Source organism: Acidianus sp. HS-5 (assembly GCF_021655615.1).
Taxonomy (GTDB): Archaea; Thermoproteota; Thermoprotei_A; order Sulfolobales; family Sulfolobaceae; genus Acidianus.
In genome coordinates this window covers 1,860,137-1,878,261 of sequence record NZ_AP025245.1, presented here as the reverse complement: position 1 = coordinate 1,878,261, position 18,125 = coordinate 1,860,137, and the positions used below count along the sequence as shown (strand labels likewise).

The window sequence follows — 18,125 nt, the reverse complement described above, 5'->3', positions numbered from 1 at the left end:
AATATTATAGCATGGAACAAGCAACAAGCAATAAATCTACAAACTCATTTCTTATTAGAAATGTTAGAATGGAGGATATAAATGATATAATAATGATTAACAGGTTATCCTTACCTGAAAATTATCCTTATTATTTTTTTGTAGATCATGTTAAGGATTACGATAAGGCTTTTTATGTTGCTGAAGTTAATGGTGAAGTTGTAGGATACATAATGCCTAGAATAGAGCTCGGTTTTAGTAATTTGAAGAATTTGCCGTCATTAGTTAAGAAAGGCCACGTAGTTTCTATTGCAGTTTTAGAGGCCTATAGAAATAGGGGAATAGGTACCGCACTCCTTAAAGCTTCAATGAAGAGTATGAAAGAGGATTATGGTGCGGAAGAGGTTTACCTAGAAGTCAGAGTGAGTAATTATCCCGCAATCTCAGTTTATGAAAAACTTGGTTTCACTAAAGTTAAAGTTCTAAAGCATTACTATGCTGATGGAGAGGACGCTTATTTAATGGCTACTTACCTTAATTAACTGAATTTTCCTTTCCTCGGGATAATAAACTGCTAGATAGCCTTTTTCAAAAGCGCCTACAGAAATTATTTGAAATCCGCGTGAAGTTACACTTGACTGGTTTTCAGAGTGTCCATGTATCACAATTTTAGTCTTACTAGAAAGAATCATTGCAGAGATTTCCTTTCTACCTATCTCCTTGTTCATCAGTAGTCCGGATTTGAATCCTTTAGGAGGGAAATGAGTTATACTAATTTCAGTAGAAAAATCCGTTGAAAGATCAAAGAATTTCCTGCTAATTAGTCTGTCAGTCTTCTTAAGGTACTTCATTATGTATACACTTTCCATTTCACCCAAAATTCCGTGAAAATCTTTAAGGTATTGCGGGCATTCAATGTCCCCTAAGCCTATTACGCCATCGAAATTTTTATTTATATATTCTATTGCATCCTCTTGGCAGGGGAAGCGAGTAATCATAGCGAGTTTTTTCATACCACTTATCAAGTAAATATAGTGCAACTCCAGAGGCTATAATATCTGCCGTAGATCCAGGGTTGTAATTATTTTTAACTAGAAAATTATTAAATTCAGAGAGTTTTTCGTGACTCTCTCTTATATCTCTTGCCATTTGCGAAATAAGTAATGCTATCCTTCCTCCATATTTCCTGTAAATTAGTCCATCTGGTTGTTCTGCCAAAATTTCTATGAAAGCATTTTGAACTCCATCTTCTAGCTTTTTACTCTCCTTTATTATCTCATAAGCCTTATATGAGTACTCGTAATTTCTTACCATATTTCTGGCTACAGTATCCATGCTAGAAGAGAATACTAGTACCTCATACATTGTTTTATAATTTGAACTCATGTAATCCATATTGCTTGCTCTTCCTAAGTAACTTAATTGTAGTTGTTTGAGAGAATCAAAAAACCATTTAGTATCTTCCTTGCTTAAGGAAATTATAACTTCACTAAGTTTTTCTCTTAAGTTATTTACGCTATCTGAAAGTAGCGATGAGTAAGAAATAGGAAGCAAAAGCAGCTGCGTGCCAAGGATTGAGTAATTTACTTCCATTTTCTTACTCTCTTTTATAGTGAGGTAAAGTAGATCGAATATAGGCCTCGAAGAATTATATCCTCTAATGCATGAAACTTTATAATAAGGATTTGCAAGGTTTGCTGAAAGTAAAATGTCCTCATACTTTACGCTTTTAATGTCTTGTAACCTTGATGCGTTTCCGGGCTTAAATACTGTAGCTTCAAGGATAGATGATGATGATAAAATATACGCGATCTCATTACATAATTGATCTAATATATCCGCCAATTTTCTTATCCCCCACTATTATTTCCATGTCATCATTGCATTTCATTAGCATTCCATATACTTCAATGTTTTTATTATAATAGAGAGCTGTATTATAAATTCCTTCATACGACACTATCCTAAATACTTTTCCTTGAGAATAAAGCGTTGAAACGGAAGGGTAAAATAACGCCTTATAGTCACTGATGTTTTCACCTTTAACTTTTATGGGATTCATCTCAAGGCATACTTTCTCATTATATTTCCATGGTTGATCGTCTACAAATAGGAAAGAGTATTTCACTCCATTATACTGTCCTCTGGTTTTCTTACTGTATATCGCTTTCACAACTTCTATAGGGACTGAGTAATTCTCAGAAGTTTCTATTATCCAGTCTTTGTCTTGCTCAAAGCCCTCAAAATTATTAATGAAATCCTCAGCATATTTTTTGCCATAAATTACGAAGTCTATATCGGAATTATCGTGAGAAATTCCTGCAAGTAGAGAGCCTGTCAGTCCTATTCTATTTAAGGGTATATTTGTTTCTCTCTCTATCTTCGTTATAATACTTAATGCAATCTCTTCTAATCTGTTGGTGGTTCTGTGAAGGATCTCTTTAATTTTATCTTCTGGTCTGTAATGAACTCTAATTTCAGATAGCTTTACAACGGGAAATGCCGAGTTATAGCAGGGCTCGTATTCAAAATTTTGCTCAATTTTTATCAAATTTTTTACTCCATATTTTTTAAATATCCTCTCATACCCTTTCCAGAGTCCTTTTCCCGTGTATGTATATTTTAAGTATGCGAAGATGTAACCAGGAGGGTTATAATTAGTTATAATTACGTAAATATTGTCATTCTTATCCTTTATTATGTCTTTATCAAGGAAGTAATTTCTTCCCATCCCTTAAGCCTTATATAATCTAATGGAGTTCCAGAACTATTAAGCATATTACTGTATTTCCTAAAAATTCCTCCACCTATTGCGTTGGCTATAAACGCTGAACCTACTGAAGCCTCTTTATATTTTATATCAATTTTTACTCCAAAATTTACCTTGTCTTTAGCTTTCCCTGAAACTATTATAGGAACACTGAGCTTTTCACTGTACCACTCTGCAATTATTCTTAAAATTTCAATTGATCTCTTCTCTTCTCCTCCGCTATATATAACGTCCTTGGTTATTTTCGAATATTTACAAAGCAAATAAGCAACTTCTCCATCAATACAACCTGGAGATATTAAACCTGGTATTTCTGTTCCTCCAAAGCCGTCTATTATTTTTCCATTCTCAACTACTATAATTGATGAGAAATGCCTTCCCATTTCTATTAATACAAAGCTGTCAAAGAGTGTCCTGTAGAAGAAAGCAGAAGCTACCTTATCTGCAGTACCCATATCAATTTTATTTATCTTTCTATATTCTGGAACACTCTCAAGTTCTATAACTGAAGGTGTAGTGAACGCATTATCTTCAATCTTTATCGACCTTAAAAAGCTTCTTAATGGTCCATCCTTTTGAGGATCTGCTAAAGTTAGAAGGAAAGTTTCATAATCTCCTATTTTTGAAGCCTTAATGAAAGGTAATCCATGTCCTGAAGGTAATGCTATTATCTTAGGCTTTTTATCTCTTATTAACTTTACTAGTCTTATTGAGTCGTGAACTACTAAATCAGTAGGTATTTCATAATAGCTCACAATTCTTCCTAGCTCGTCTACGAAAGTTATTGCGTAACTTTCGCTTCCTGGATCTACTCCCGCAAATAACACTTAATAATTTAAGCTAGAAGTAAAAATAAGACTAACAGATGATGATTCAAATATAACAGAACAATGATGTGAGTGGGCAGCCACTGATTTTATATACAGCTGTATACATGTCATATGATATGGATGATGAAAATAATGGCAAAAGACAACCTTGTTTCATGAGAAGAGATATTTATGATGAAATAAAGAGATTAACGGAATTTAATGGTTCATCTATATATAATTATACCAACGATATTTTATCTTCTGCAATACAAATGGAAAAGAATGGAATAAATCTTAAAAATGAGGTATGGATTTTCATTCTTCTATCTAAGTTGATGAGTAAGTACAAGGGATTCATGCTCTTGGTTCCTTTTGATTTCCTTAAGGATTCAGAGTTAAGTGCGGAAAAATGGAAGGAACTTGGAAGAAGTCTAATGAGCTACGTAAGCCAACTGTTTAATAACACAGAGAATTCATTCTTATCTATTTTACATTTCTTTCTAAACTTCATGGGAGACGTGAACGTTGACTATGAAGAGAGATATATTGAAAGTTTTTCTCCGTATTTTCAAGGTAAGATCTTGGACTATATAAAGAGCTTAATAGACGGTATGCTTGAAGCAGGTAACTTAAAGGCAGACGTAAGTGTAACGGACGGAATGGTAAAGGTAAATCTGATTAATAAGTGTAAGGAAAATCTTAATAATTGTAATATTTGATAATTTCTTCTAGATCTACCTTATCGCCTAGATTTCCTAAATATTTCCTAAAAATCCTTATTCTAGGCTTACCGCCGTAAGACAGTACTGCTTCAAGAAGAGCTTTACCACAAACTGGTTCATTTGCTAGAATTTTGAAAGATGCTTTTGTTTCCCAGGTTTTTATAAGACCTCTTTTACCTTCAAAGATAACTAAATTCTTCTTTTTAGTACTAACTGCTCTTCCTAAATTTATATTAAAAAAGTCTAGTTTTCCGTCAAATCCGCCTATAATTCCCCCGTAGCACGCATAAGGATAACTGGTATTGAGAAGACCTCCACAACAGCCAATTCCGTGCAATTTGCCTGCAGAGGCATAATCGTCGATTTCTATATCAAAATAATTGTCAGTAATTAGGACTACCCTTCCCTTTCTAGATTCGCGATAATTAGTTATCTTACCGAACTTGTAATTAATACCTTCTATATGTGCATGCAAGAAATCTCCGCCAGTATATGGAGAATTAATGAAATATCCTATAACTTGCCCTTCTTTTACTTCGTCTTCTATCTTTATGGAAGGTTTTACGTGAAGAATTTTTACATTTCTATTTTTTGTAGAGAAAATTAGTAAATAATCGTAAGGGGAAGTAGCATACTTATTAGGCCTACCCACGAAAAACCTTTCTACTTTAATTAATTTTCCTTTAAACGGAGATAAGAAAATCTTTCCATCTGGAGAACTCAGATCTATAGCTTTACCTCTAACGTGAGAAGGAAAACCACTCGAGAAAAAACTTATTAATGAACCTTTTTTAATAAACATTCTCATTTACGTTCTAGAATTTCTATTACATGATCAAGTCTTGTTTGTCTTAATGCTCTTATAGTAGTTTCTTTGAATGGATACCAAGGAATGTTTCTTAGCTCCATTGTAGGTTTTTCATTAGAATAAGGTCTGTTACATCCTGGACATCCTGACGTCATAAATGCAGGAGCAATATCCTCTATTGTCAGATCTGAAGGAATATTTATATCAATTAGTCTTTCATTCTCATTAAAGATGAAATCTGAATAATCGACTATGTCGTTCTCAATTAGCCATCTGGCTAGTTGCATTCTCCTATAAACGTTTACTGGAACTGGCTTTCTCTTTTCCATGAAAGTATTCTGTTCTGGATAGAAAGCGAACAGCGTAATCTTAGCTCCTCTCTGGTGAGTATACCACATTAGATCTACTGCCTCTTTTTCAGTCTCTCCTAAGCCTATGATTAAATGAATGCCTGCGTTTCCTTTTCCAAATACTTCAACAGCTTCGTCTATGCCCTTTATGTATCTATCCCAATTATGCATGCTTCTAACAACTTTCCCCCTAGTAGCATCAAATACTCTCTTACTAGCTGCATCTATGGCAACATCTATCATATCTCCTCCAGCCTTCTTCATTTCTTCCATATGGCGTTTGAAGGTGTAAGTAGGAGTAACAAGCTCTGATATGGAAAGTTCGATTCCAGACTCTCTTATTTTTCTGGTAATTTCTATTGCATCTTGAGCCGCTTTGGGATGAGCTAATTGCCCTACACATATCCTTTGCAGACCGTATCTGGGATCGCCTTGTCTTTCCTTAATCTTCTTTATTACATCGTCAAGCCTTCTTAACGGCCATTCCACTCTAATTAATGTTTTACACTCAGGCCCTTGAGATACTTCCCTAGCTTGCCCGCAGTATGCACAATTGGCTTTACACCCGTCTGGATAGTACTGTAGGAGGTTTATGGTAGTATTTAACGCGTTATGTAAAAATATACCTGGAGTAAAACCTAATACCATATCTGCTCCAAAACTTAACCTAACCCAGTCTGGACTACTTATCATTTAAACCACCCCTAAAATATCAAAAACAACGTTTGCACAACACGAATTATTAAAAATAATTTGCCTTTTATTCAAGGCATAATTTATTGTCTCTTCCTCAGGGAAAGCTATGCCGTCTAAATCGTAATCTACTGCGAATTTCTCCACTTCAAGATATTTCTTTCCCCTCGGCCTTGCACATCCAAGCATTATTGGTGATGAAAAATCTTCTCTAGCTTTTTTCATAACTTTCATCATATCTTCTGGTTCTGGTTGTCTGAAGGAGAATGAAGAGAAAAGAGGCATTAGTCCAACAACAATTACCGCGTCAGGATTTACTTCTTTTAACATGTCCAATGCCTCAATTTCACTACCACTCTTACTTAATCCAACTATTATGTGAGGTACAACCATTAGTCCTGCCTTCTTAAGGAATTTGAAGGAATTCAAGTAATCATCAAGAGTGAAAGGTTGCCCTAAAACGTCTCTTATTGTCTCATTATCTCCTACCATATCCAGTAATGCTATCTTAATACCAGCTTCCTTGAATTTTATTGCAATTTCCTCATTTTTTACTACCCCAGTATGAGCAATTAGCGTCAATTTATCCTTATACTTCTGTAAAATTGAAGAGAACTTCCATATAGGAACTTCTCCTCTTCCCGTAGAACCGCCAGATAATATTAATCCCTTATGGCCTTCGCTTAAAGATTTCTTAATTTGGTTTTCCAGCTTAACGGGAGAAGATGCATCTTCCATACTTTCTAAGATTCTCCTATTACAATGCTTGCAGTTGAAGGCACAGGCTCTTCCAGTTACTGAAACTATTCTCCATCCTTTTTCAGACGATAAGTACTCTGTATCATACCTTTTCAGTGCAGGGGCATATAAGAATAAAGGTCTCACTTTTTAAGCACCTCGTTAAACAGATTGAGTAAATCTTCTTGTGTAATACCAATAATTTTCACTCCTTCATACCAGTCTTTTATATTATCCTCAACCTCATCAATTCTACTCCACTTTAATCTCGATTCAAGGTCAAAAATTGCCCTTCTAGGCTCTATGAAAAAGTCTCCTGTTAAAAGCACGCTTTCTATAATTGATTCTCCAGCCATCTTTACTTGTAATCTCACTAGACCTCCAGGAAATTTCCTCTCTACTATTTTCACATCTCCTGCCAGCGGTTTTCTAAGGTTGTATATCCAGTCAGGAGAAGAGTATTTTAACCTAAGTTCTGATATTAACTTTTCCTCCTCTTCCGTGTAATGTTCATCTTCAAGCGTAACTCCTAAAGCTTCCGAAAAGCTTTCTTTTGCTATATTTATTAATTCATTCATTTCTATTCCGTGACCCAACTCTTTTCCTATCCACGTTAGTCTTTCTTTGAAGTCCTTAGCTAGTTTGTCCTTTAATTTCTCAGTAGTAAGTCTTAATGTAGAAACTAGAGCCTCAGCGTCAAAATCGAGGAGTATCGTGCCTGTAACTGCAATATGATTACCTATTGAGAACGCTCCGATTCCGGAAATTTTCTTTCCTTTGACTTCAACGTCATTTTTAGGTCTGAAATTGGCTTCTATTCCCAGCTTCTTTAACGTCTTTATAACTCCTTCTGCACCTTTTCTTATTGCGTTCTCTGGAGATCCACCTAGGAGAAAACCTTCAGCATAAATCTCCCAGCCTAACTGGTCTTTTCCCATAATTATTGCTCCTCCACCCGTAGGTCTCCTCCCTATATCCCAGCCTCTCTTTTTAACTTCATCAAGGTTAACCTCCTGTTCTACCGCTTGGTGATATCCTACTAGGACTGCGGTAGGATCAAATATAACGAACCTTAGAATTGGAGGAGCTCCTTTACTTACTGACTCCAGCAATGCTTCTTCTCCTGCCAGTATTAAGTCCTGTGGTTCTCTCTCTACTATAAATCTGAAAGAATTCATGTTTAAGAAACTAACTTTTTTAAGTTATTTAAATATTTCTTCAAAAAGGAAAAGTGACCCTATAAATTATTCTGAAGGAGAGAATGAAAGATTTAAACTTACTTGTTTACGCAGTAATATGTTTAATGTGGATAAAATGGCAAAATTCGTAACTTTATTAGCATAGTAAGCTTATACTCACAGATTATCATGGGAAGATCTTTACTTCTTATGAGCGGAGGACTTGATTCTTCGTCAGTAGCCTATTATTTATCGAGAAAAGGAGTTGACTTTGACTGTCTAATAATCAATTACGGGCAAAGATCTGCAAAGATGCAACTCAAAGCAAGTAAGGAAGTCTGTAAGAGGCTTAATAGAACTCTTATAAAAATTAACATTCGCGAGATAAGTAAGCCTTTTATTGATAAATCTTGGTTAACGCCTCATGAGCCTATAGTTAATAGAAATTTGGTAATCGTTTCTATTGCATTAGCTTTAGCCAAAGAGAAGGGATACAACGAGGTTATAACGGGAACTGTTAAGGAGGACTGCGAATATGAGGGAGATAGATTCTTAATAATGCAAAAACTTAAGGAGATCAGCGAATTAATGGGAGTTAAATTATCAACTCCTTTTTCAAGATTTCCTAAATGGTTATTGTTAAAGGCGGGAATAGAGTCTGGTCTTGATCCGTCAATAACTTACTCGTGCCTTTTAGGTCATAAATACCATTGTGGAAAGTGTAGTCAGTGCGAGAAAAGGATTGAAGCTTTTAATGCTTTGAAAATTAAAGATCCTACAATTTACCTTTCATAGCTTTCTTAGCCTCTTTAACATTTCATAAAGTTTTTCTAAGTTATCGGTAATTAAATATGGACTATATCTAGAACAATCTTGAAATCTGTTTATACAGACAACCTTTATTCTTGAATCGTAAAACCTTGCAGATAATAAGTCTAATGCAGACGAGCCTATAGTAATGGTCTCTAAAGGTTCCCACTTAGTTTTTTCGTATAGAATCTGATAAGGTACTTTACTCGGCTTTGTAATTTTACTGCTAATGTAGCTAAAAGAAGAAAGCCCTATGTTTTTCATTATTTTTCTTGTTATGTCTTCATCGTAAGGCGAGAGGAAGACTATATTCCCATCACTTACGGATTTTGTTAATTTATCGAAGAAAGTCTGCCAGTCCTGGAATACTTCTTCAGTTACTTCTAATTTCTCTATTTGTTCTCCCTTGTATCTCCTATACAGTACATCTGTAAGATCTATTTTTAATATAACTCCGTCAAGCCAAATGGCGTAATTCATTTTATAATATTAATGAAACTTAATAAGTTAATATGTTTTAATTATCTTATGAATATAAACGGATTTGAATGCCCCGAAGATCTGTTATATTACTCAGAAGAGCATGCATGGATAAGAGTTGAGAGAGATATAATAACAATAGGCATAACATCACTTGGACAGTACATGGCAGGAAAGATTTTCGAAGTGTCTGTAAAGGATAAGGGAGAGAAAGTTAACTCAAGGTCTGTATTATTTACTTTAGAATCCGCAAAGTGGGTAGGAAAATTTAGACTCCCAATAGAAGGTGAAGTTATAGAAATAAATGAAGAAGTAGTCAAAAATCCTGCGCTTTTGAACGAAAAACCTTACGACTCGTGGATATTAAAGGTAAGGGGAACGTATAATGAGGCAAAATTCAAGAAAATTAGTGAAGTTTCTAAGGAATTTGAAGTAGAGAGTGAAAGAGTAGTAAAATAGCCTTAATATTACAGTAATGTAGTAACTTTTTTTTATACAAGCCTATTTTTATTTTAAGTAAATGGCTAACTATAAGTCTAGATATTTTATGATAATTTAATATTATCATTTTTCTAAGATAAAAATCTCATAAATTTGCTCTAAAAATTAAGGCTGAGGTCTACCTTCTATGTCTATTACATAGTTTCCTTTTCTACCCCTTACGAAGAATATTTGACCGTTGACAGTATTTACCTCTATCTGGTAACCACTCTGAGTTAAGATATTAACTATCTGCATGTGCTCTGGAAGTCCTCCTTGAGATGTAGGTAATTGAGGCGCAGGATAATACATTGAAGGCTGAACTGACTGTTGAGGTGTGGGTGGCTGGGGTATACCGTATTGCATAGGACTAGGGCGTGGGAATTGCTGTTGAGGAGGTACTGAAGGTGTATCTTGCATAGGAGGTGTTTGTGGTGGAGAAGGCTGTTGCATATGTACCGTAGGGGAACTCTGCATATTAGGAGTCTTCGATATAGAAGGTACTTGTTCTTGGTTTATCAACGGTTCTACTGTGTTCATTAAATCCCATTCTAGTTCACCATGCGTTATTAGCTTCACTGTATCCCAGTCATTAAATACCTCTACTTCTCCATGCTCTTCTCCTCTTCTAACAAAGACCTTAAAGCCGTTATCCCTAGGCTCGTCCCTATGGATTTCAAATCCTCTGTTTTGTAACTCATTCATTAACTTATCATGTATACCGTTTATATCTGCATTATTTATCTGAAAGGTCTTTTCCATTTTTAGTCATTAATCTTTATTCGTAAATTATTATTAAAGCTTTCTATAATTACGAAAAATGTAGAGTTGATAATGGAATTTGCTACATAGAAAATTGCGATAAAGCCTCTAGCTTAAATCTATTATGATTGTTATTAATACGAGCTAACATTTGACATGTTTGATTTATTAGATCTAATAATACTCCTTCGTCTGTGGTGGCTTAAAGCTTATTATCAAATATATTCCTAAAATCTTCCCTAACCTTATCAATGAACCCATAAAACAACTCAATCTTTCCTCTATATATAGTGTAAGATCTTTATCTATAGTTACTCCGTCACTATCTGAGTGAACTGCTTTGAAATTTGAATTATTATATGATCGTTATGGCTTTTCACATCTGCATAGTTTATTTGGTCATTCACAAGTCCTATATAGATTTATTGGTCGAGGATGCTTTGTTGGGTACTTCAATTTTCTTAGTTGTTAATCTCGTTAATTTTTCTTAAATTCAAAATCAGACGTTGCGTTAAAAGTAAGTTTTACGTCAATTTTGATAAAAATTGAAGTAATCAATAAAACAACCAATATAAATAATTTTTTATATGTGGGAAATATAGTGGAACATAATGGAAGAAAAGGAATTTGTACTTACTGTAGACAGTAAAGGTAGATAGTTATTCCTAAAGAAATTAGAGACGAAATGAATATTCACGATAAGGTGAAAATACTGTGAAAAATGATAAAATAGAATTAGTACCTATTTCAAAGGAGGTCAATTATAGGGGAATATTTAAAGTGAACTTTTCTAAAGATGTTGATAGGATTTTGGAAGATGCGATAAAAGAGAGGAGTAAAAAATGGATAAAAGATATTTTGACGTAAATGTTTTTGTACATTATTTGACAAACCATCCTGAATTTGCGGACAGAGCCCGAATACTGGATAAGAAAAACGAAGGACATATACACTTCAGAAATAAACCTTCTTTCAACTTATTATAATAATTTCACACTTGACTGGAGAGAATTCCAAGAAGGTAATGGAGACTCTCTTAAAGGTATTCAGTGACCTTAGTGTAAAATTCGTCCACATAGATCCTGAAGATTTGCCTAAGATTTCTGAAGTTGCTAGAAAGTATAAGCTGGACTTTGAGGATTCAATTCATTTCTATTGTTCAACTAAGATTAATGCTGAGTTAGTAAGTAACGACTAAGATATGAAAAAATTGGGTGCTGTATTTTAATATTATTATAAAAGCCTACATGTATAATTTCTGAATTTTAATACAAAACCTAGCACACATGTAGTAAGCTCTCAGGACGATTCAGTTCTACATCGCGAATTGGAATAATAGAGAATTATAGAGATATATTTAATTAAATTATCACATCAATGAAAACGTATTTGACAACTAAAGTCACAATATTTTTATCAGATTATAGAAACAAAGTGAATTCGCAAAGAAAACCTGAATCGTCTCTTTATTACCGGTGACAGAATTTACCGTTTTTGAATTAATACTATCATAAGTTTTCCTAGTAATGTCCTTATTATTCCTAAGAATAGACGAGAAAATTTTATAGTGACCAAAGTATAAAATGTACTCAGCGGCGTAGGCCAGCCTGGTAGGCCGCAGGGCTCATAGGGGCTTGCCCTGAGGCACCCTGAGGTCCCTGGTTCAAGTCCAGGCGCCGCTACCTTTTTATGATGAGAAGAGGGTCGAATGAACTTATGATTACCGCTGGAAATGCTGAAATCTTAAATTGAGTAACCGAATACTATATTATGGGCAAACTTTTCGGTACGGACGGAATAAGAGGAACTATAAATAAAGAGTTAACTATAGAGTTAGCTCAAAAAATGGGACAGGCTATTGGTACATTTTTTGGTAAAGGATCTACAATACTTATAGGAAGAGATGCTAGAGCAGGCGGAGATATGTATACTAGGTCTGTTGAGAGCGGTTTATTGAGTGCAGGAGTTAAAGTTTATGAAGGAGGCTTTGCACCTACTCCGGCTTTACAGTATGCCGTGAAGACCTTAGGTTATGATGCCGGAGTAATTATTACTGCTAGCCATAACCCAGCAGAATATAATGGGATAAAAGTAATTGATAAGGACGGTGTTGAGATTTCTAGGGATAAGGAAAACGAGATTGAGGATATTTACTTTTCTGGAAAATTCTATTCTGAAGATTGGAGGACCTTAACTTTTGACGTAAAGAAAGAGGATAGGGTAGTAGATAATTATGTTAAAGGTGTTTTAAGTCATGTTGATGTTGAGAAAATAAAGAAGAAGGAATTTAAAGTACTGATTGACGGTGCAAATAGTGTAGGTTCAATAACTTCTCCTATAGTTGCAAGGGAGTTGGGCTGTAAGATATATGGTATAAACACTAATCTAGATCCTTTATTTACTGCTAGGACTCCAGAGCCTACCTTTAATAGTTTAAAGGAAACTGCAAGCCTTGCTAAAGAACTTAAGGTTGATTTAGGTGTTGCCCATGATGGTGATGCTGATAGGGCAATATTTATAGATTCTTTAGGTAGAGTACAATGGGGAGACAGGAGCGGAGCATTACTATCTTATTGGGCTTCAACTAAGGAGAGTGGATATCCAAGGAGAATATTTACAGCAGTTTCAAGCTCCGTCCTAGTTCAGGATTACCTTAAGAAATATAACATAGAGGTAGTGTGGACTAAAGTGGGTAGTGTTGATATTGCTCATAAATTAATGGAAGAGAAGGGAATTGCAGGCTTTGAAGAGAATGGCGGATTCATTTTCCCTCTTCATCAGTACGTTAGAGACGGTGCGATGTCCTTTGCCTTAATGCTTGAAATGTTAGCTTCTGAGAATATTTCCTCAGCAGAGCTTTTCGATAATTTACCTAAGTATTACACTGTGAAGACTAAGGTTCATATTAACAAGGACACGAATGTTGAGAAAATATATGAAGCAGTGAAGTCTGCATATCCTGGCGATATCGTAACTATAGATGGAGTGAAAGTGATTACCCCAGACTACTGGTTCTTGGTTAGGAAGAGCGGTACTGAGCCTATAGTAAGAGTAATGGTTGAAGCTAAGAATGAGGAAAAGGCACAAAATCTTGCTAATGATTTAGTAAAGCTGGTAGGTAGTTTAGTATGAAGTATAGATTAATGGATTTATTAGCTTGTCCTATGTGCAAGCATTTTCCTCTTCAGCTTATAGTTATTTCTCAGAAAAAGATTGAGAGGGCTACAGATGAAAAGAAGCCTTTATGCGAGCTTTATTGCGCATATAAAAATTCTGAGGTAAAAAACGTTGAGGATCCTCCATGCGATGAATGCATAACTTATGAAATAGAAGAAGGAGTACTTTATTGTCCAGAATGCAAAAGATGGTATCCAATAATTGACGAAATTCCTAGAATGTTGCCTGATAAATTGAGGAAGAAAGAGGAAGATTTAAAATTCCTTGAAAAGAATAAGACTAAGTTACCGCCTTATATTGTAGAGAATGGTATTCCATTTAACTTATCGAGTTTAAAATGAGCTTATTAACCTTGTTTACAAATGTATTTTTGGTGTAAATCTTGGAAAGTTCATTTCTATCTAATTTAGACGAATGGATAAAGATGCAGAAGAGCTTACTTGCTACTATTAAGGACATGGAGAAGAATGAGAGCAATAAGGACATGGATAGGTTAGATTTAATCTTAGCTTCTAGAGTGGCTTTCCAACACATGATGAGGACTATAAAAGCGTTTGACCAGTGGTTACAAGATCCAATGATAATAAAGCATATGCCTAAAGAAATGCTAGAAGATGTAAAGAAGACCAGCTGGGGTATATTAGAACAATTACTTGAACTAGATATTAGGCATACTAGCGAAGCACGCGATTTGATAAATAAATTAGGAAAAGAAGGCAAATTAGATCCTTTAATATGGTCCAGGCCATTGTTTGAAGAACAGCAGAACCAAAATAATAGGAGAATAACTTTCACTACGATGTAAAATTTTTGGTCTTGAAAACTAAAAGTTTTTGTTATTTATTAATACCTTCTTCTGCTATATCCTCTGTTAGCACTTCTTAATTTCAATGTGTATTCTTCATCAATAGCGACTATCTTGGATTTTATTTCTCCTAGAATTTGGTTTAATTGATTTTTGAAGTTATCATCGATTACTGATTGATTCTCTTCTAACGCTTCTTCTCCATCATTTGATAGTTTTAGTTTTTTACTTGTTGGATCGTTTTCAATTAACCCTAAATAAAGTAAAGATGTAAGGTCTTCCTTTACCATTGGACTGAAGACATTATTTCCTATTACATTAAATTTATAATCTAAATTTAGACCCTTTTGTGAAGCCTCATAAAGTAGAGTTATTAAAGCTCTTTCTGATATTCCTCCAAATAGTTTTATTATATACATCAATTGTACTTTTTTCTTATCCTCTTTTAAAACTGAAGGAGTAATTACTTGTTTAGTAATTGTTTTTAATTCCTTTGTTTTTGTCTGCCCAGGCTGTGACAAACTTAATCCCCTATCTTATTTATATCCTCCTATTATATTAATTAAACGTTTTGTAACAAGTAGGGGATCACTACTTCTGGTTATTGCTCCTCCTACTACATAGATATTTATAGGCAAATCTAGCAAATCGGCAATATTCTTCTCATTCAGTCCTCCTGCAACTGATACAAGCGAGAATTCTGATATTTGTTTAATCTCATTCTTTAAGGATGTTACAGTAATTCCGCGTTCTTTTTGAACATCCAAACCAACGTGTAAACCTATTATATCTACTCCAAGGTCTTTCAGAGTCTTTGCTCTTTTTACAGGATCATTAACGTTAATTAAATCGGCCTGTACTAAAATTCCTAGTTCTTTCGCTTTATCTACTGCTGACTTTATTGTGGAATCACTCATTATTCCGAGAACTGTCATTATATCTGCATTACCTTGTTTAGCGAGTTCTACTTCCACGTCACCTGCATCAGCAGTTTTAGTATCTGCTAGTAGAATTTTATTCTTGGCGAGTTCTCTTAGCTGTTTCATTCCTCTGATTCCTTCAGCCTTAACTAGGGGAGTTCCTACTTCTACTATATCTACTCCTCCTTCTATTGCCATTTTTGCTACTCTCATTGCGTCATCGAGAGATATGAAATCTAACGCTACTTGCAAGTTCTTTTTGTTAGAAATTTTTTCAATAATTTCGTCTTTCATATGACATAAGCAGATGAGGTAATAATTAAATTAATCTATAAAAGAGTTTTTAAGCTCAAAAATCGAGAACTTGTTACTGTGATTATGTAGTGACAAAGTTCGTAATAGTAACTGGTGGTGTATTATCTAGTGTAGGAAAAGGCACAGTTGCTGCGTCTATAGGACTTCTTCTAAAGGCAAGAGGATACAATGTATCAGTTGTGAAAGTAGATCCTTATATCAATGTAGATGCCGGTACAATGAACCCTTACATGCACGGTGAGGTCTTTGTAACTGACGATGGAGCAGAAGCTGATCTGGATTTAGGTCATTATGAAAGGTTTCTCGACATAGATATGAGTAAGCACAATAATGTTACTGCAGGTAAGGTTTATTTTGAAGTCATAAAGAAGGAAAGGGAAGGCAAATATTTAGGTCAAACAGTTCAAATTATACCTCACGTTACTGATGAGATAAAATCTATGATAAGAAAAGTCGCGGAATTAGATAAGGCTGATATTGTAATAGTTGAAATAGGAGGTACTGTAGGTGATATTGAAAGCCTACCGTTCCTTGAGGCAGTAAGACAAATGAAACTAGAGGAAGAGGAGCATGACATCGTTTTTATTCATGTTGCTCTAGTTGAATATCTAAGTATAACTGGAGAGCTAAAAACAAAGCCTTTGCAGCACAGCGTTCAAGAGTTAAGAAGAATAGGAATCCAGCCAGATATTATAATTGCAAGGTCAATTGTTCCTATAGATGACGAAACTAAGAAGAAAATAGCTTTATTCACTAATGTAAAACCAGACTACATCTTTTCTAATTACGATGTATCAACTGCTTATGAAGTTCCTTTAATTTTAGAGAAACAAGCACTTCCATCAAAGGTTCTCTCAAAGCTTGATCTGAAGGATTCACAGCCTAAACTTGATAATTGGATAAATTTTATTAATGCGTTAAAGAATGGTAATAAAGTTGTTAAAATAGGTTTAGTAGGTAAATATACTAAATTAAAGGATAGTTATCTGAGCATAAAGGAGGCAATATATCATGCTTCTGCGTCGCTTCATATTAAACCTCAGATAGTCTGGATAGAGTCTACTGATCTGGAGAAGGATAATGCAATTGAGGAGAAACTGAAAGGATTAGATGGAATAGTGGTATTACCGGGTTTCGGAGCTAGAGGCGTAGAAGGAAAACTAAAAGCAATAAAATATGCTAGAACTAACAACGTTCCTTATCTTGGAATTTGCTATGGTTTACAATTAGCAGTAGTGGAGTTCGCCAGAGACGTATTAGGTCTAAAAGGTGCACATACTACAGAGGTTGATCCTAATACTCCTTATCCCGTGGTTACTCTTTTAGATGAGCAAAAGAGGGTTACGCAAGTAGGTGGAACCATGAGGTTGGGAGCTCAAAAGATTATTCTCAAGGAAGGAACGATAGCTTATAGTATTTATGGTAAACCAGAAGTTTATGAGAGGCATAGGCATAGATATGAGATTAATCCTGAATACGTTGATAAATTACAGTCTGCAGGCATGGTAATTTCTGGAGTTAGCGAGAACGGTTTAGTCGAAATGATAGAATTGAAGGATCATAAATTCTTTGTAGCAACTCAAGCTCATCCAGAATTTAAGAGCAGGCCTCTACGTCCATCACCGTTATTTGTTGGATTCTTGAAGGCTGCCGCTGGACTCTGAAAGTATTATAATAATCTTATCGTATTTCGATCTTATCATTTTTTTAATTCCTTTTTCTCCGTTTTCATAAGAGATTTCTATTAATCCTGCGTTCTGTAATTCCGCAACTTGTGAGCTTATGTTGCCTTTAGACATCATTAGCTCGTTACTTAGTTCAGTTATGCTTTTTGGTTTTTCTGCAACTAGTTTTAGTATATTTATCCTAGTCATGGAAGAAAATGCTGTAGAAATTCTTAAGATATCCTCTGGATCTGTCACTATAAGTTCCATGAATAAAAAGCTCATGTTAGCTTTTATTCAAAAGTCTTTTTGCGTAAAAAACTCTAGTCATTCTTTTATATTAGTTAAATAATTGATTAGGAAGAGGAGATTTATTTTGCAAGCTAAGGTTGAGAATCCATTAAAGAACATTAAGTCAGCTGTAAATAAAATCGTGTTAGTTAAACTTAAGGATGGCTCAGAGTACATTGGTAAATTAGAACAAACTGATGGTACGATGAATTTAGTACTTAGGGACTGCACAGAACTTAGAGAAGGTACTGCAGAACCTGTAGCAAAATATGGCAGAGTTTTGATAAGAGGTAGTAATGTTCTCTTTATAAGCATTGATTATGAGACAATAATGAATAAAGAAAAATAATTTTATAACATCAAACGAAAGT

Annotated in this window: 24 protein-coding genes and 1 tRNA gene; 12 read left to right on the top strand and 13 right to left on the bottom strand. The window is 34.6% G+C overall.

Going from position 1 to position 18,125, the window contains the following annotated elements; all coding sequences use genetic code 11:
* The first annotated feature begins 11 nt into the window (after positions 1–11).
* Positions 12–521, top strand: a complete 510-nt coding sequence (rimI, locus tag HS5_RS10065; protein WP_256445545.1) for a ribosomal protein S18-alanine N-acetyltransferase — start codon at positions 12–14, stop codon at positions 519–521.
* Here rimI and HS5_RS10060 read toward each other — a convergent pair.
* The 4 genes from HS5_RS10060 to HS5_RS10045 all read right to left on the bottom strand — a co-directional run bounded on the left by HS5_RS10060 (position 498) and on the right by HS5_RS10045 (position 3,576).
* Positions 498–848: a metallophosphoesterase family protein gene (locus tag HS5_RS10060; RefSeq protein WP_236751268.1), complete on the bottom strand. Its 351-nt coding sequence runs from the start codon at positions 846–848 to the stop codon at positions 498–500. The genes rimI and HS5_RS10060 overlap by 24 nt on opposite strands.
* A gap of 79 nt (positions 849–927) precedes the next feature.
* Entirely contained in the window at positions 928–1,824 is an 897-nt protein-coding gene (locus tag HS5_RS10055) for a triphosphoribosyl-dephospho-CoA synthase (protein WP_236751267.1), read from the bottom strand.
* A complete protein-coding gene (locus tag HS5_RS10050) occupies positions 1,796–2,710 on the bottom strand; it encodes a nucleotidyltransferase domain-containing protein (protein ID WP_236751266.1) in 915 nt (304 codons plus the stop codon). The genes HS5_RS10055 and HS5_RS10050 overlap by 29 nt, the downstream gene beginning before the upstream one ends.
* The gene (locus HS5_RS10045; RefSeq protein WP_236751265.1) at positions 2,677–3,576 is read right to left on the bottom strand and encodes a DUF1464 family protein; all 900 of its coding nucleotides are present in this window, start codon (positions 3,574–3,576) and stop codon (positions 2,677–2,679) included. The genes HS5_RS10050 and HS5_RS10045 overlap by 34 nt, the downstream gene beginning before the upstream one ends.
* Positions 3,577–3,695: 119 nt before the next feature.
* On the opposite strand from HS5_RS10045, the gene HS5_RS10040 reads away from it, so the two are divergent.
* Positions 3,696–4,280: a hypothetical protein gene (locus tag HS5_RS10040; RefSeq protein ID WP_236751264.1), complete on the top strand. Its 585-nt coding sequence runs from the start codon at positions 3,696–3,698 to the stop codon at positions 4,278–4,280.
* On the opposite strand, the gene HS5_RS10035 is transcribed toward HS5_RS10040, so the two are convergent.
* The 4 genes from HS5_RS10035 to HS5_RS10020 are packed head-to-tail and all read right to left on the bottom strand — an operon-like array spanning position 4,261 to position 8,050.
* Positions 4,261–5,085, bottom strand: a complete 825-nt coding sequence (locus HS5_RS10035) for a hypothetical protein (protein WP_236751263.1) — start codon at positions 5,083–5,085, stop codon at positions 4,261–4,263. The two genes, HS5_RS10040 and HS5_RS10035, sit on opposite strands and share 20 nt — an antisense overlap.
* Positions 5,086–5,087: 2 nt before the next feature.
* On the bottom strand, positions 5,088–6,134 hold the full coding sequence (locus HS5_RS10030) for a radical SAM protein (protein ID WP_236751262.1): 1,047 nt from the start codon (positions 6,132–6,134) through the stop codon (positions 5,088–5,090).
* Complete coding sequence (locus HS5_RS10025; protein ID WP_236751261.1) at positions 6,135–7,019, bottom strand: radical SAM protein; 885 nt, start codon at positions 7,017–7,019, stop codon at positions 6,135–6,137.
* Positions 7,016–8,050, bottom strand: a complete 1,035-nt coding sequence (locus tag HS5_RS10020) for a biotin/lipoate A/B protein ligase family protein (protein ID WP_236751260.1) — start codon at positions 8,048–8,050, stop codon at positions 7,016–7,018. Before HS5_RS10020 ends, HS5_RS10025 begins: the two co-directional genes overlap by 4 nt.
* 189 nt (positions 8,051–8,239) lie before the next feature.
* Here HS5_RS10020 and HS5_RS10015 point away from each other — a divergent pair, with 189 nt between their 5' ends.
* Positions 8,240–8,845, top strand: a complete 606-nt coding sequence (locus HS5_RS10015) for a 7-cyano-7-deazaguanine synthase (protein ID WP_236751259.1) — start codon at positions 8,240–8,242, stop codon at positions 8,843–8,845.
* Here HS5_RS10015 and HS5_RS10010 read toward each other — a convergent pair.
* Entirely contained in the window at positions 8,840–9,340 is a 501-nt protein-coding gene (locus HS5_RS10010; protein ID WP_236751258.1) for an HAD family hydrolase, read from the bottom strand. The two genes, HS5_RS10015 and HS5_RS10010, sit on opposite strands and share 6 nt — an antisense overlap.
* Before the next feature lie 48 nt (positions 9,341–9,388).
* Here HS5_RS10010 and HS5_RS10005 point away from each other — a divergent pair, with 48 nt between their 5' ends.
* A complete protein-coding gene (locus HS5_RS10005) occupies positions 9,389–9,799 on the top strand; it encodes a glycine cleavage system protein H (protein ID WP_236751257.1) in 411 nt (136 codons plus the stop codon).
* A gap of 147 nt (positions 9,800–9,946) precedes the next feature.
* Here the strand turns inward: HS5_RS10005 and HS5_RS10000 are convergent, their stop codons facing one another.
* Positions 9,947–10,582, bottom strand: coding sequence for a hypothetical protein (locus HS5_RS10000; RefSeq protein WP_236751256.1), 636 nt, complete (start codon positions 10,580–10,582; stop codon positions 9,947–9,949).
* Positions 10,583–11,296: 714 nt separating this feature from the next.
* Between HS5_RS10000 and HS5_RS09995 the strand changes: the two genes are divergently transcribed.
* From HS5_RS09995 to HS5_RS09970, 6 genes are all read left to right on the top strand, one after another.
* Positions 11,297–11,449, top strand: coding sequence for a hypothetical protein (locus HS5_RS09995; RefSeq protein ID WP_236751255.1), 153 nt, complete (start codon positions 11,297–11,299; stop codon positions 11,447–11,449).
* A gap of 130 nt (positions 11,450–11,579) precedes the next feature.
* Positions 11,580–11,780: a hypothetical protein gene (locus HS5_RS09990; protein WP_236751254.1), complete on the top strand. Its 201-nt coding sequence runs from the start codon at positions 11,580–11,582 to the stop codon at positions 11,778–11,780.
* 393 nt (positions 11,781–12,173) lie between these two features.
* Positions 12,174–12,264 (top strand) — tRNA-Met (locus HS5_RS09985).
* An 88-nt stretch (positions 12,265–12,352) separates the two neighbouring features.
* Positions 12,353–13,714: a phosphoglucosamine mutase gene (gene glmM, locus HS5_RS09980; RefSeq protein ID WP_236751253.1), complete on the top strand. Its 1,362-nt coding sequence runs from the start codon at positions 12,353–12,355 to the stop codon at positions 13,712–13,714.
* Positions 13,711–14,100: a Trm112 family protein gene (locus HS5_RS09975; RefSeq protein ID WP_236751252.1), complete on the top strand. Its 390-nt coding sequence runs from the start codon at positions 13,711–13,713 to the stop codon at positions 14,098–14,100. Before glmM ends, HS5_RS09975 begins: the two co-directional genes overlap by 4 nt.
* Before the next feature lie 41 nt (positions 14,101–14,141).
* Positions 14,142–14,564, top strand: coding sequence for a DUF2153 domain-containing protein (locus tag HS5_RS09970; protein WP_236751251.1), 423 nt, complete (start codon positions 14,142–14,144; stop codon positions 14,562–14,564).
* Between the two features lie 38 nt (positions 14,565–14,602).
* On the opposite strand, the gene HS5_RS09965 is transcribed toward HS5_RS09970, so the two are convergent.
* Together HS5_RS09965 and HS5_RS09960 are read right to left on the bottom strand one after the other, a co-directional pair.
* Entirely contained in the window at positions 14,603–15,085 is a 483-nt protein-coding gene (locus HS5_RS09965; protein WP_236751250.1) for a hypothetical protein, read from the bottom strand.
* A 15-nt stretch (positions 15,086–15,100) separates the two neighbouring features.
* Positions 15,101–15,778, bottom strand: a complete 678-nt coding sequence (locus HS5_RS09960; RefSeq protein WP_236751249.1) for an orotidine 5'-phosphate decarboxylase / HUMPS family protein — start codon at positions 15,776–15,778, stop codon at positions 15,101–15,103.
* A gap of 89 nt (positions 15,779–15,867) precedes the next feature.
* Here HS5_RS09960 and HS5_RS09955 point away from each other — a divergent pair, with 89 nt between their 5' ends.
* A complete protein-coding gene (locus HS5_RS09955; RefSeq protein WP_236751248.1) occupies positions 15,868–17,463 on the top strand; it encodes a CTP synthase in 1,596 nt (531 codons plus the stop codon).
* Here the strand turns inward: HS5_RS09955 and HS5_RS09950 are convergent.
* Positions 17,425–17,733 carry an ArsR family transcriptional regulator gene (locus HS5_RS09950; RefSeq protein WP_236753535.1) on the bottom strand — a complete coding sequence of 103 codons (309 nt, stop codon included), beginning with the start codon at positions 17,731–17,733 and terminating at the stop codon, positions 17,425–17,427. The two genes, HS5_RS09955 and HS5_RS09950, sit on opposite strands and share 39 nt — an antisense overlap.
* 106 nt (positions 17,734–17,839) lie before the next feature.
* On the opposite strand from HS5_RS09950, the gene HS5_RS09945 reads away from it, so the two are divergent.
* Positions 17,840–18,103 (top strand): U6 snRNA-associated Sm-like protein LSm6, encoded by a 264-nt coding sequence (locus HS5_RS09945; RefSeq protein WP_013775406.1) that lies wholly within the window; start codon positions 17,840–17,842, stop codon positions 18,101–18,103.
* The last annotated feature ends 22 nt before the right edge of the window (positions 18,104–18,125 follow it).